Source organism: Variovorax saccharolyticus, assembly GCF_030316765.1.
Taxonomy (GTDB): Bacteria; Pseudomonadota; Gammaproteobacteria; order Burkholderiales; family Burkholderiaceae_C; genus Variovorax; species Variovorax saccharolyticus.
Map to the genome: position 1 here is coordinate 32,972 of NZ_JASZYT010000004.1, position 12,193 is coordinate 45,164.

Below are 12,193 nucleotides of genomic sequence, written 5' to 3' on the forward strand. Positions count from 1 at the left end.
GCTTCCCACCCTCATTCCATGGCTTTCGTTTCCATTGCCCGCACCATGACCCGCAGGATCGCGCTGGCCATCGTGCTCGTGACGCTGCTGATCCTCGGTGTCTTCTACCAGCTGGCCTCCTCGCAGCAGCAGCGCGGTGCCGCGCGCTATGCCAACGCGAAGGCCGAAGCCGTCTCGCGCTCGCTGGACATCTTCGACCAGACCATGCAGCTGACCGCGGACAATGCCTTCGGTGTCTTCCGGCGCCAGTTCGGCGCCACCTTCGAGGCCGACGCGGCGGCGCCGGGCCGCCTGAGCAGCGGCGGCGCACCGATCGACGGCAGCGTGACCGCGCAGGTGGACGGCTTCGCGCGCGATTTTCCGGGCGCCAATGCCACCGTCTTCGCGGCCGAGGGCGAAGACTTCCGCCGCATCACGACCTCGGTCAAGAAGGAGAACGGCGAGCGGGCCATCGGCACCCTGCTCGATCGCAAGAGCGCGGCCTATGCGCTGCTGCGCCAGGGCCAGCGCTTCGTCGGCCGGGTCACGCTGTTCGGGCGCCCCTTCATGACCGTCTACGAACCGGTGCGGGACCCGGCGGGCCGGGTGGTGGGCGTGCTGTACATCGGCCTCGACATCTCGCAGCAGCAGCTGGCCCTCGCGGAGGCCGTGAACCGGACCAGGCTCTTCGACACCGGCGGGCTCTACATCGTCGGCCCGGCGCCCGACCCTGCAGAGGCGCTGCTGGTCTTCCATCCGACCGCCGCCGGCAAGAAGCTGGGCGCGGTGCTCGGCGACCCCGCGGCCTGGATGGGCCGGCTGGCCGGCGAAGACGTCTTCTGGATCGCCGGAGCGCCGGCGGTGCTCGATGCCTCGCAGGCCGGCGAACGCTACGCCTCGGTCGCGAAGAGCGCGGCCACCGGCTGGCTGGTGGTCGCCGAGGCGCCGGCGTCCGAGGTGCTGGCCGACCTGTATCGCCAGATGGCCTGGCTCGCCTGCTTCATCGCGCTGGCGGCGCTGGCGATGGGGACGGCGCTGGTCTTCTTCATCCGCCGCACGGTGGAGCCCCTGCGGGTGCTCAGCGAGCACGTGGACGTCATCGGCCAGGGCGACCTCTCGCAGCGCATGGCGTCGACGCGCCGGGACGAGATCGGTGTCATCACGCGGGCGGTCGAGCACATGCGGGAGAACCTCGGGCGGGTGGTCGGCGAGGTGCGCACCGGCACCGACTCGATCGCCGCGGCCTCCGGCCAGATCGCCGCCGGCAACCACGACCTGTCGTCGCGCACCGAGGAGCAGGCCAGCGCCCTGCAGCAGACCGCCGCCTCGATGGGGCAGCTCACCGGCACCGTGAAGCAGAACGCCGACAGCGCCCGCCAGGCCAACCAGCTCGCGGCCTCGGCCTCGGAGGTGGCGGCCAGGGGCGGGGCGGTGGTCGACCAGGTGGTGGAGACCATGGCGTCGATCCATGCCTCGTCGCGCAAGATCGTCGACATCATCGCGGTCATCGACGGCATCGCGTTCCAGACCAACATCCTGGCGCTGAACGCCGCGGTGGAGGCGGCGCGCGCGGGCGAGCAGGGTCGGGGCTTCGCCGTGGTGGCGTCGGAAGTGCGCGGCCTGGCGCAGCGGTCGGCTGCGGCGGCGGGGGAGATCAAGGGCCTGATCGACGACTCGGTCGGCAAGGTGGGCGACGGCAGCCGGCTGGTGGACGAAGCCGGCGAGGCGATGAAGGCGATCGTCAGCAGCGTGAAGGGCGTCACCGGCATCATCGGCGAGATCGCCGCGGCCAGCCACCAGCAAAGCGCTGGCATCGAGCAGGTCAGCCAGGCGATCACGCAGATGGACCAGGTCACGCAGCAGAACGCGGCGCTGGTGGAGCAGGCGTCGGCGACGGCGCAGGCGATGCGCGAGCAGGCCGGCCAACTGGTGGAAGCGGTCCGGGTGTTCAGGCTGGCGCGCGCGTAGCGGCGCGCCACCGGCCGCTCAGCGGATCGCCGTCGTGGCCTCGATCGGCCCGCCCCGCTTCAGCGTGTTGTAGATCGGGCAGGTGCCCGTGAAGGCGTCGACCAGCGATCGGGCGGTCGGCAGGTCGACCCCTTCGAGCACGAAGGCCAGCCGGATGGCCGCGTAGCGCGTGCCGTCCTCCGGGTCGCGCTCGAACGAGACTTCGACCTCGGCGCCTTTCAGCGGCAGCTCGCGTTCGCGCGCGGTCTTCTGCACCAGCCCGAGCCCGCAGGAGGCCAGCGAGGCCAGCAGCAGCTCCCCCGCCTGCACCGCGTCGCCGGGGCCGCCGGCCGCCGCCTTCGCATCGGAGACGAAATGATGCTGGCGCGCGCTCGCGAGGAAGCGGCCGAAGGTGTCGAGGGTGCGCGCGCGCACCGTGACGATCTCGCCGGTCACGGCAGATTCGGTCACGGCCGCTTCGCTCATGCCGCTCCCCTGGCGCGGACGCCCGAGGCGGCCCGTTCCTTCCAGGCGCCGACGCCCGGACGCTCGAGGCCGAGGTTCTCGCGCAGGGTCGCGCCCTCGTAGGCGGTGCGGTAGAGGCCGCGCCGCTGCAGCTCGGGCACCACCAGCCGCACGAAATCCTCGAAGCCGCCGGGCTGGTAGGGCGCGCTGATCATGAAGCCGTCGCAGGCGCCTTCGCGGAACCAGCGCTCCATGCCGTCGGCCACCTTCTCCGGCGTGCCGATCAGGTCGCCTTCATAGCGGCTGCCGTAGCGCTTGCCGAGGTCGCGCAGGGTCAGCTTGTCGCGCTCGGTGGCTTCGCGCACCTCCTGGTAGTGGCCCTGCACGCCGGGTACGTCGATGTCGGGCAACGAAGAGTCGAGCGGGTACTTCGACAGGTCGACATCGAGGTGGTAGGACAGCGTCGAGAGTCCCGCATGCGGATCGACCAGGGCCCGCAGCGCGCGGTCCTTCTCGTCGGCGATCGCCTGCGTCTCGCCGACCAGCGGCGTCGCCGCGGGCAGCACCTTGAGCGAATCGGGGTCGCGGCCATGCGAGCGCACGCGGTCCTTGATCTCCTTGTAGAAGGCCTTGGCGCTGTCCAGCGAGTCGTGGCTCACGAAGATCGCATCGGCCCACTGCGCCGCGAAATCGCGGCCGCGGTCGGAGGCACCGGCCTGCAGGATCACCGGATAGCCCTGCGGCGGCCGCGACACGTTCAGCGGCCCCTTGACGCTGAACCATTCGCCCTCGTGGTCGACGTAGTTCACCTTGGCCGGGTCGGCGAACAGCGGCGTCTTGCGGTCCTGCACCAGCGCGTCGTCCTGCCAGCTGTCCCACAGCTTGAAGACGACTTCCAGAAATTCGTCGGCCCGGTCGTAGCGCTTGTTGCGCGGGACCTGCTCCTTCTTCGAGAAGTTGCGGGCCTCGGCATCCTGGAAGGAGGTGACCACGTTCCAGGCCGCACGGCCGGCGCTCAGGTGGTCGAGCGTCGCGAACGAGCGCGCGACCTCGAAGGGCTCGTAGTGGCTGGTCGAGCGGGTCGAGGCCAGCCCGAGGTGCCGCGTCGCGGCCGCCATGATCGACAGCACCACGACCGGGTCCAGCCGCAGCGACCCGAGCGCGCCGTAGCGCAGCTGCGTGTCGTTGCTGCCCTGGTAGCGATCGGGCACCGCGAGGATGTCGGCGAAGAAGGCGAGGTCGAACAGCCCCTTCTCTAGCGTGCGCGCGATGCCCTGGTAGTAGTCGGCATCGAGCCAGCCGCTTTCGGAGGCCGGGTAGCGCCAGCCGCCCGGACGGCCGGGGCCTGCGGTGACGAAGGCCGCGAGGTGGATCTTCTTGTCGCTGGGTCGGGTCATGGATCAGGCTCCCAGTTCGGCGGCGACCAGCTTCTTGATCGAATCGAACTTGGGGTCGAGCAGGAAGCTGCGCACGTCGACCTTGTTCGGCAGCACGCCGAGCGACTGGAAGTTGTCGGCCAGGTCCTGCGTCGAGTCGGCGGCCGCGCCGTCGATCGGCTTGAGCACGACGGCCCCCGAATCGGACAGGCGGGCGTCGACGATGAGCTGGCGATAGACCTTCTCTTCGACGCTGCCCGGCTCGAAGCCCCCGAGCTTGGCCCAGGAGGCCACCGTCTCGTCCGGATGCGCGACCGCGTACTGCTGCGCCTCGCGGATCAGCCGCACCAGCCGGGCCACCACCTGCGGGTTCTTGTCGGCGAATTCGGCGCGCGCCACGTAGAAGGCGTAGTCGTAGGTCTTGACGCCCGGCAGCGTGCGCGCCTTGTCGCCGAGCTTGGCCAGGGCCAGGCCGCTGGCCGGCTGCCAGTGGATCCATGCGTCCACGCTGCCCTGGGCGAAGGCGGTGTAGGCGTCCGCGCCGCTGAGGCTGACCGCCTGCACATCGGACAGCCGCAGGCCTGCGCTTTCGAGGTACTTGATCAGGCTGTAGGTGCCGGTGGTGCCGTTCTGGTGGGCGATCTTCTTGCCCTTGAGATCGGCGGCGGAGCGGATCGGCGAATCCTTCGCCACCAGCACGTCGACCTCGGTGGCCGGCAGCGGGTAGGCCGCCAGCGGCACGATCGGCACGCCGGCCGCGACCGCGTTGACGATCGCGGTGGCGGTCGCGAAGCTGAAGTCGACGCCGCCGGCCTTGATGCCTTCCATGACCGGCAGCGAGGCGGTGAAGCCCGGCTGCCACACCACCTTGGCCGCGATCTCGTCTTCGAGCTTGCGGCCGCCGTCGCCGGCGCGCAGCGACGCGAAGACGCCCGTGCGGCCGTCGCCGATGATCGCGATCGTGAGTTGCGGGACGGCGGCAGCGGTCGATGCGGCGGGTGCAGTGGCAGCGGGCGCGTCGCTCTTGCCGCAGCCGACCAGCGCCAGGGCGCCGGCGCCGCCGGCCAATGCCAGCCCGCTCAGGCTGAGGAAGCGACGCCTTGCGGCCAGGGATGCGGTGTCGGGATGAGAGTGCTTGTCGATCGGCATGGGAGAAAGTCCTGTGATGGGCCTGGAAAGAAATGGGGGGTGGAGAACGGCTCAGGCGCCCGCCTGCGCGGCCTGCGCAGTCACGAGCCCTTCGAGCAGCTCCTCCTTGAGCGCGGCCAGCTCGGGGTCGCCGCGATGGCGCGGCCGCTCGCGGTCGATGGACAGGTCGCGGGCCACGCGGCCGTCGCGCATCAGCAGCACGCGGTCGGCCAGGATCAGCGCCTCCTCGACGTCGTGCGTGACCAGCAGCACGGTGCGCGGCCGGCGCGCGAGCAGGCCTTCGAGCAGCAGCTGCATCGACGCCCGCGTGATCGCATCGAGTGCGCCGAAGGGCTCGTCGAGCAGCAGCAGTTCGGGTTCGTGGATCAGCGCGCGCGCCAGCGCCACCCGCTGGCGCTGGCCACCGGACAGCACCACCGGATAGTCGTTGTCGCGACCGGCCAGGCCCACCGCGGCGAGCAGCCTGCGGGCGTCGTCGTCGCGGCCGCGCAGGCCCAGCGTCACGTTGCGCAGCACCGATCGCCAGGGCATCAGCCGGTCTTCCTGGAACATCATGCGGATGTCCGGCGAGGGGCTGCGCGAGCGCAGTTCGACCCGGCCCGAGGTCGGCGGCTCGAGCCCGGCGACGATCCGCAGCAGGGTCGACTTGCCGACGCCGCTGGCGCCGATCAGGGCGACGAACTGGCCGGCCGGAATCTCCAGGTCGAGCGCGTGCAGCACGCTGCGTTCGCCGAAGGCCTTGGCGACGCCGCGCAGGCTGAGCCCGTCGCCATGGGGCGTTGCCCGGGTCATCGCGCCGCTCCCTTGGCGTAGTTCGGATGCCAGCGCAGCAGGCGCCGCTCGATCGCGCGCGTGAGCGAGTCGGCCAGCCAGCCCGCGATCGCATACAGCACGATCGCCAGCAGGATGACGTCGGTGCGCAGCAGTTCGCGCGCGTTCTGCACCATGTAGCCGATGCCGTCGCGTGAGGCGATGGTCTCTCCGACCACCAGCGTCAGCCAGGCCACGCCGAGCGCGTAGCGGATGCCGGTCAGGATGGGCGGCAGGGCGCCCGGCAGCACCACGCCGGCGATCAGGCCGAAGGGACCGAGCCCGTAGGAGCGGCCGAGCTCGATCAGCTTGGGATCGACGCCGCGGATGCCGCTCATCGTGTTGATGTAGACCGGGAACAGCGAGCCCATCGCCACCAGCAGCACGCGCGGCTCCTCGCCGATGCCGAACCACAGGATCATCAGCGGCACCAGCGCCAGGTGCGGAATGGTGCGCACCATCTGCAGCGAGCGGTCGAGCAGGCCGTGCGCCAGGCTCGACAGGCCGACCAGGAAGCCCAGCACCAGGCCGGTCGCGGCACCGGTCAGGAAGCCGATGGCGACGCGGCGCAGGCTGACCAGGATGTCGCGCTGGAGTTCGCCGCGCTCGGCGAGCACCCAGGCGGCGCGCAGCACCTCGGACGGTGCCGGCAGGATGCCCGCGGGCAGCCGGCCGATGGCCGAGAAGTACTGCCAGAGCGCGACCAGCACGACCGGAAGCAGCCAGGGCAGGAGCAGGCGCCAGCGGCTGGGCGCGCGGCGCAGCGAAGCCCCTTGCTTCGGATCGTGCGCGGCATCCGCGATGACGGTGACGTGGCTCGCGGCGACAACGGCTGGCGGGGCGGAGGACGGCTCGGCGGAAAGGCGGGGGAGGACGGCACTCATGGAAGGCGATGCGAAGTGCGCGAGCCGAAGCGGCGGCACGGGGGCGTGCGGGTCGAACACACAGGGGGGCGAAGTCCAACCTTATCGCCGGCCGCCTGCCGCGTGAACCTTGATTTCCGCATGTCGATATGCGGCGGGCGAGCAAGCGGTTATGGTTGGACCACAAGGAGCGGATACACATGCCGAGCAGCCTGCGAGTCGTCATCAACACCCGGGACCAGTTGGGCGAAACGCCGCTGTGGTGCCCGCGCACGCAAATGATCTGGTGGCTCGACATCGAGCGTCCCAGGCTGCAGTCCTTCGACGAGCGCAGCGGCCGGCACGAGGTCCATCGCTTCGCGAGCAGCTTCGCCGGCAGTCTGGCGCTGCACCGCGCAGGCGGATTCGTCGTCGGCCTCGACAACAGCCTGCAGCGCTTCGACCCGGCGACGTCGAGGCTGGCTCCGATCGTCGACGTGGAGCCCGCCGATGCCGGCACGCGCCTGAACGACGGCCGCTGCGACCACCGAGGCCGCTTGTGGATCGGCACCATGGACGCGGCCATCGAGAAACCGCTCGGCAGCTTCTACCGCGTCGACCCTTCAGGCGTGGTGCATCGGCTCTTCGGCGACATCATCGTCACCAATTCGATCACGACCTCGCCCGACGACCGGACGCTCTACATGTCGGACACGCGGCGCTTCAAGATCTGGGCCTTCGACCTCGACCCGGACGATGGCGTGTTGTCCAACCGCCGGGTGTTCGCCGACTATTCGCAGGACAAGGGGCGCCCCGACGGCGCCTGCGTGGACAGCGATGGCTGCCTCTGGAACGCGGTGTTCGCCGGCGGCCGGGTGATCCGCTACACGCCCGCGGGCAAGGTCGACCGCGTCATCGAACTGCCGGTCACGAACCCGACCTGCGTCTGCTTCGGCGGCGCCGACCTCGGCACGCTCTACATCACGACCGCCACCAAGATGATCGCGCCGGAGGTGCTGGCGAACGAGCCGCTGGCGGGCGCGTTGCTGGCGATCGAGGCGGGCGCGAGGGGCCTGCGGGAGCCGATGTTCGGTTAGCTAGCGTCGGGCCTTGCGCCGCTGGGTCGCGACATTGCCCCAGGTGCCCACGTTGGCCGATTTCAGCAGCGACGACGAGTTGCCCGCCACCACCAGTTCCTCGGCGGCGGCGAGCAGCGCCGGGCCGAACTGCTGCATGCGCTTCAGGGTGAGCCGCGCCGAGGGGCCGGCGATCACGACGATGCCGGTGGCCGGTTCGTTGGCCCGCTTGATCGGGGCGGCGATCGAACTCATGCCGGGAGCGTAGGCGTCCTGGATGATGCTGTAGCGGCGCTTGCGGTGCTCGTCCAGCAGCTTCAGCAGCGCCTTCATGCTGGTGGGCGCGTTGGGTCCGAAGTCCTTTGGCTCGCCGATGCCCTGGCGCGAGACGTACTCGATGGCCACGTCCTCCGGCAGGGTCATGAGCCAGGCCTGGCCCGCGGCGCTGCACGACAGCCGCAGGTCGATGCCCATGTCGGGGTCGTAGAGCAGGCCCGACTTGGCGCCCTGGGCCTTGGCGACGAGGGTCAGGCGGTCGCCGTCCACGATCGCCAGCCGCACCAGCTCGCCGGTGGCCTGGGCCAGCCGGTCGATCACCGGCTGGGCGATGTCCAGCACGCCCGACTTGCTGAGGAAGCTGAGCCCCATCGACGCCATCTTGGTCGTCAGCGCGTAGTCGCCGCGCTGCGGCATCTGGCGCACGTAGCCGTAGCGGATGAGTTCCTGCAGCGCGCGGTGGCAGCCGCTGCGCAGCTGGTTCAGGTCGGTGGCGATCTGGACCAGCGCGACGCCGTCGGGGTAGTCGGTCAGGTATTCGAGGATGTCCAGCGACTTTTCCAGCGCTCCGCTCATGGCAGCTTTCTGCTTTCAAAATTTGAATGGTATAGAAAAGTTGAAAGGCTTTCAACTTTCTGAGATATTCAGGCCGCGCGGGCCCTGGGGCCCTGAACTGCGGCACCAAATAATGCGAGGAGGCAAATGGCCCTGATTGGAAATGCGGCGCTCGCCATGTGGTGGGACATGGCGCCGGACATGAAGGCGGAATTCGAGGATTGGCACTCGCACGAGCACTTCCCGGAAAGGCTCGGGATTCCCGGCTTCCGGCGAGGCTCGCGCTGGACCAGCGCCGGCGGCGGCGAGGGCGTCTTCGTCATGTACGAGCTGGAGGCGCACGCGGTGCTGTCTTCGAGCCCCTACCTCGAGCGCCTCAATGCGCCGAGCCCCTGGTCGACGAAGATGATGCCGCATCACCGGCACATGGTGCGATGCCAGTCGCACGTGCTCGAAAGCCGTGGCGCTGCGGTGGCCCGGCAGGCGCTGACCGTTCGCCTGGCGCCTGAGCCCGGTCGCGAAGACGCGCTGCGCGCGACGCTGCGCACGCTGGTCGCGAGCCTGACCACGCGTCCCGGCCTGACCGGCGCGCACCTGCTCAGGCACGAGACGCCGCGCATCGCCCGGACCACCGAGCAGAAGATCCGCGGCAACGCCGACCAGGTGGCCGACTGGGTCTTCGTCGCGGTCGGCTACGACCCGTCCGCCCTCGAGGCGCTGGCCGGCTCCGAACTGTCCGCGGCCTCCCTGGCCGCATCGGGCGCCGCCGGCGGCCCCGTGGTCGATCGCTTCTCGCTGTCCAGTTCGGCCACGCCGGCGGACATCGCATAGCCCGGCCGCAGCGGCCTCATTCAAACGTAGACAGGAGACATCCCATGAAATCCAGAAGAAGCCTTCTCATCCTCGCGGCGCTGGCGGCAGCCTGTGCCGGCAGCATCGCGCAGGCGCAGGCGCAGGAGCACATCGTGCGCTTCGGCCATGTGGTGCAGCCCGGCCATCCGATCTCGCTGGCGACCCAGAAGATGGCCGAGATCGTCGCCGCCAAGAGCGGCGGCAAGATGCGGGTCCAGGAACTCGGCGGCGGCTCGGTCGGCGGCGAGCAGCAGCAGCTGAGCGCGGTGCAGGGCGGCGTGCAGGACATGACGCTGCCCTCGGCAACCGTCATGGGCGCGGTGGTCAAGGAGTTCACGCTGCTCGACGTGCCCTTCTCCTTCAGCAAGGGCGAGCAGGTCGATGCGCTGCTGGCGGGCCCCTTCGGCCAGGCCCTGATGGCCAAGCTGCCCGAGAAGGGCCTGGTCGGGCTGGGCTTCTGGGAGACCGGCTTTCGCAACTTCACCAACAGCCGCAAGCCGATCGTGAACATCGAGGACCTCAAGGGACTGAAGCTGCGCGTGATCCCGAATCCGCTGTTCCTCGAGAGCTTCGCCGCGCTCGGCACCAATCCCGTGCCCATGCCTTTCCCGGAGCTGTACGGCGCCCTCGAATCGAAGGCCATGGACGCCCAGGAGAACCCGTTCAGCGTCGTGCTGACGAGCAAGTTCTACGAGGTGCAGAAGTACATGAGCGTGACCAACCACGTCTACACCGCGAACCCGGTGGTGATCAGCAAGAAGGTCTGGGACAAGCTCGCGCCGGCCGACCAGAAGATCATCCAGGACGCCGTGGCCGAGGCCGGCGCCTACCAGCGCAAGCTCAGCCGCGACGCCTCGTCCGGCGCGCGCAAGGAGCTGGAGGCCAAGGGGATGCTGGTCAACGACGTGCCGCCGGCCACGCTGGCCCGCATGCGCGAACTGACCAAGCCGGTCGCCGACAAGTTCGCGGCTTCCTACGACCCGGCGCTGGTGCAGCTGTACCGCAGCGAGTTGGCCAAGGTGCAGACCGCGAATCCCTGATGCGCGGCGGGGTCGGCCTCACCAGGCCACCCCATCCCCCTGCAGCGCGCGCCGTGCCAGCAGGAAGGTGGCAGCGTTCCAGCTCTGCCCGGCCATCCCCATCGGCGCCAGCGTGCGGCCGTGGAACCATTCGGTGAAGCGCCAGTCGTCGAGCTGGTTGGCGCGTGCCAGCCGTGCGAGCTCGGACCCGGCCAGTTCGGTCAGGCCCAGACGGGCCAGCGCCATGACCCAGAAGCCGCCGACGAAGGGCCAGATGCCGCCGTTGTGGTACTGGTGCACGATGTTCTGCTGGTGGCGTCCCATGTAGGCCCGCCACAGCGTGTGCTGGCGGGTCAGCGGGTGCAGCACCACCCGCACCGGATAAGGCTGCGCGGCATGCGCCGCGACGATGGTGCCGACGATGCGGCGCGCCATGTCGGCATCGGCCAGCCCGCTCTGGATTGCCAGCACGTTGCCGAAGACGTCGCCCTCGTCGCCGACGACCGCGAGGTTGACGAAGCTGAGGTACATGCCGGGGTCGAGCCGGCCGCGCCGCGCGTAGTGCCGCAGCAGCCGGGCCCGGTGGTATTCGGGCAGGTCGCGCTGGAACGGATTGAACAGGTGGTTGAAGTGGTGCTGCGTCGCCTCGGCATGGTCGAGCGCGAAGCGGCGCTTGACGTCGTACCACAGCGCGTTGCTGTAGAGCACGTAGCCCGAGCGCGGCATGATGTCGGCCCAGTCGCTGGCCTCGTTCTGCTGCAGCAGCCTGAAATGCTGGTGCTCCTGCGCCAGCAGCCAGCCGATCGCGCGCTCGACCTCGCGCCCCCAGTGCGAGGCGCCGACGGCGCCATGGCGGCGCACATGGTCGACCGCGATCAGCCACCACAGGGTGGCGTCGATGCAGCCCAGGTACCAGAAGTCGGCATCGCGGCCTTCGGGGTCGACGTACTTGGGGATCTGGCCGTTGGCCGCCTGCTGGGCCGCCAGCGCATCGAGGCTGGCCACCGCGCCCTGCTCCAGCGCCGGCACGCCGCTGCCGCACATCGCCATCACGCAGATCGCGGCGTCGCGCCCGAAGATGCGCGTGTAGCGCCGGGCCTCGGCCGCCTCGGTGCGGCTGGCCGCCAGGATGCCGTGCGGCGTGAGGTTGCGCTGCAGCAGATCGAGCGATGCCCGGGAGCAGGCGTCGATCAGTGACAGCGCGGGGGCGTCGAGGTGGGTCATGGGATGAGCTGCCATTCTCGCGGACATTCAAGCGTCGATAATCAATTCACCGAATCGCAGTTTCAAGACCAGGTTATCCATGAAGATTGATCTCGACGATGTGGATCGGCAGTTGCTCGGCGCCTTGCAGCGCAATGCGCGGCAGACCACCGGGGAGCTGGCGCAGATGACGGGCCTGTCGCAGTCGCCGTGCTGGCGCCGCATCAGGCGCATGGAGGAGGCCGGGCTGATCCAGGGCTACCACGCGCGTCTCAGCCGCAGCGCCCTGGGCTATGGCGTGGTGGCCTTCGTGAGCGTCAGCATCGACTTCCAGACCGAGGCCCGCTCGGCCGAGTTCGTGGAGGCGGTGCGCGCCATCCCGGAAGTCGTGATGTTCCATGGCGTCACGGGGCTCGCCGACTTCCTGCTCATGGTGGTGGCCGAAGACCTGGAGGACTTCTCCCGGCTGCTGCAGCGCAAGCTGCACCGCCTGCCCGGCGTGAAGCAGGTCCAGAGCAGCATCTCGCTGCAGGAGTTCAAGCGCTTCGACGATCTGCCCCTGCCGGCAAAAGCCGCAGTCAACGCGCCCGCGGGGCCGTAGCATCCGAGCACCCGCTGCGATCCCTCGCACATCCGATGGAGGA

Annotated in this window: 12 protein-coding genes; 5 read left to right on the forward strand and 7 right to left on the reverse strand. The window is 69.8% G+C overall.

Annotated elements, in window-relative coordinates; genetic code table 11:
- Positions 1 to 45: 45 nt before the first annotated feature.
- Complete coding sequence (locus tag QTI45_RS13945; protein WP_286654759.1) at positions 46 to 1,947, forward strand: methyl-accepting chemotaxis protein; 1,902 nt, start codon at positions 46 to 48, stop codon at positions 1,945 to 1,947.
- 18 nt (positions 1,948 to 1,965) lie between these two features.
- On the opposite strand, the gene QTI45_RS13950 is transcribed toward QTI45_RS13945, so the two are convergent.
- From QTI45_RS13950 to QTI45_RS13970, 5 genes are read right to left on the reverse strand one after another with little or no spacing between them, the layout of a single operon-like run.
- A complete protein-coding gene (locus tag QTI45_RS13950; RefSeq protein WP_286654760.1) occupies positions 1,966 to 2,412 on the reverse strand; it encodes an OsmC family protein in 447 nt (148 codons plus the stop codon).
- Positions 2,409 to 3,788 carry an LLM class flavin-dependent oxidoreductase gene (locus QTI45_RS13955; RefSeq protein ID WP_286654761.1) on the reverse strand — a complete coding sequence of 460 codons (1,380 nt, stop codon included), beginning with the start codon at positions 3,786 to 3,788 and terminating at the stop codon, positions 2,409 to 2,411. Before QTI45_RS13955 ends, QTI45_RS13950 begins: the two co-directional genes overlap by 4 nt.
- Before the next feature lie 3 nt (positions 3,789 to 3,791).
- Positions 3,792 to 4,916, reverse strand: a complete 1,125-nt coding sequence (locus tag QTI45_RS13960) for an ABC transporter substrate-binding protein (protein ID WP_286654762.1) — start codon at positions 4,914 to 4,916, stop codon at positions 3,792 to 3,794.
- A gap of 51 nt (positions 4,917 to 4,967) precedes the next feature.
- Positions 4,968 to 5,708: an ABC transporter ATP-binding protein gene (locus tag QTI45_RS13965; RefSeq protein WP_286654763.1), complete on the reverse strand. Its 741-nt coding sequence runs from the start codon at positions 5,706 to 5,708 to the stop codon at positions 4,968 to 4,970.
- Positions 5,705 to 6,610: an ABC transporter permease subunit gene (locus QTI45_RS13970; RefSeq protein ID WP_286654764.1), complete on the reverse strand. Its 906-nt coding sequence runs from the start codon at positions 6,608 to 6,610 to the stop codon at positions 5,705 to 5,707. The genes QTI45_RS13965 and QTI45_RS13970 overlap by 4 nt, the downstream gene beginning before the upstream one ends.
- Positions 6,611 to 6,789: 179 nt before the next feature.
- On the opposite strand from QTI45_RS13970, the gene QTI45_RS13975 reads away from it, so the two are divergent.
- On the forward strand, positions 6,790 to 7,665 hold the full coding sequence (locus QTI45_RS13975) for an SMP-30/gluconolactonase/LRE family protein (protein WP_286654765.1): 876 nt from the start codon (positions 6,790 to 6,792) through the stop codon (positions 7,663 to 7,665).
- On the opposite strand, the gene QTI45_RS13980 is transcribed toward QTI45_RS13975, so the two are convergent.
- Positions 7,666 to 8,496 (reverse strand): IclR family transcriptional regulator, encoded by an 831-nt coding sequence (locus tag QTI45_RS13980; protein ID WP_286654766.1) that lies wholly within the window; start codon positions 8,494 to 8,496, stop codon positions 7,666 to 7,668.
- Between the two features lie 126 nt (positions 8,497 to 8,622).
- Here QTI45_RS13980 and QTI45_RS13985 point away from each other — a divergent pair, with 126 nt between their 5' ends.
- Positions 8,623 to 9,306, forward strand: coding sequence for a hypothetical protein (locus QTI45_RS13985; protein WP_286654767.1), 684 nt, complete (start codon positions 8,623 to 8,625; stop codon positions 9,304 to 9,306).
- A gap of 44 nt (positions 9,307 to 9,350) precedes the next feature.
- Positions 9,351 to 10,367 carry a TRAP transporter substrate-binding protein gene (locus QTI45_RS13990; RefSeq protein ID WP_286654768.1) on the forward strand — a complete coding sequence of 339 codons (1,017 nt, stop codon included), beginning with the start codon at positions 9,351 to 9,353 and terminating at the stop codon, positions 10,365 to 10,367.
- A gap of 18 nt (positions 10,368 to 10,385) precedes the next feature.
- Here QTI45_RS13990 and QTI45_RS13995 read toward each other — a convergent pair whose 3' ends face one another.
- On the reverse strand, positions 10,386 to 11,570 hold the full coding sequence (locus tag QTI45_RS13995) for an amylo-alpha-1,6-glucosidase (protein ID WP_286373364.1): 1,185 nt from the start codon (positions 11,568 to 11,570) through the stop codon (positions 10,386 to 10,388).
- Between the two features lie 79 nt (positions 11,571 to 11,649).
- Between QTI45_RS13995 and QTI45_RS14000 the strand changes: the two genes are divergently transcribed.
- Complete coding sequence (locus QTI45_RS14000) at positions 11,650 to 12,150, forward strand: Lrp/AsnC family transcriptional regulator (RefSeq protein ID WP_286654769.1); 501 nt, start codon at positions 11,650 to 11,652, stop codon at positions 12,148 to 12,150.
- Positions 12,151 to 12,193: the final 43 nt, after the last annotated feature.

Bases quoted from the DNA above. Each gene is read 5' to 3' on its own strand.
- QTI45_RS13945 (WP_286654759.1), top strand. From the start codon at position 46: ATGACCCGCAGGATCGCGCTGGCCATCGTGCTCGTGACGCTGCTGATC.
- QTI45_RS13950 (WP_286654760.1), bottom strand. From the start codon at position 2,412: ATGAGCGAAGCGGCCGTGACCGAATCTGCCGTGACCGGCGAGATCGTC.
- QTI45_RS13955 (WP_286654761.1), bottom strand. From the start codon at position 3,788: ATGACCCGACCCAGCGACAAGAAGATCCACCTCGCGGCCTTCGTCACC.
- QTI45_RS13960 (WP_286654762.1), bottom strand. From the start codon at position 4,916: ATGCCGATCGACAAGCACTCTCATCCCGACACCGCATCCCTGGCCGCA.
- QTI45_RS13965 (WP_286654763.1), bottom strand. From the start codon at position 5,708: ATGACCCGGGCAACGCCCCATGGCGACGGGCTCAGCCTGCGCGGCGTC.
- QTI45_RS13970 (WP_286654764.1), bottom strand. From the start codon at position 6,610: ATGAGTGCCGTCCTCCCCCGCCTTTCCGCCGAGCCGTCCTCCGCCCCG.
- QTI45_RS13975 (WP_286654765.1), top strand. From the start codon at position 6,790: ATGCCGAGCAGCCTGCGAGTCGTCATCAACACCCGGGACCAGTTGGGC.
- QTI45_RS13980 (WP_286654766.1), bottom strand. From the start codon at position 8,496: ATGAGCGGAGCGCTGGAAAAGTCGCTGGACATCCTCGAATACCTGACC.
- QTI45_RS13985 (WP_286654767.1), top strand. From the start codon at position 8,623: ATGGCCCTGATTGGAAATGCGGCGCTCGCCATGTGGTGGGACATGGCG.
- QTI45_RS13990 (WP_286654768.1), top strand. From the start codon at position 9,351: ATGAAATCCAGAAGAAGCCTTCTCATCCTCGCGGCGCTGGCGGCAGCC.
- QTI45_RS13995 (WP_286373364.1), bottom strand. From the start codon at position 11,570: ATGACCCACCTCGACGCCCCCGCGCTGTCACTGATCGACGCCTGCTCC.
- QTI45_RS14000 (WP_286654769.1), top strand. From the start codon at position 11,650: ATGAAGATTGATCTCGACGATGTGGATCGGCAGTTGCTCGGCGCCTTG.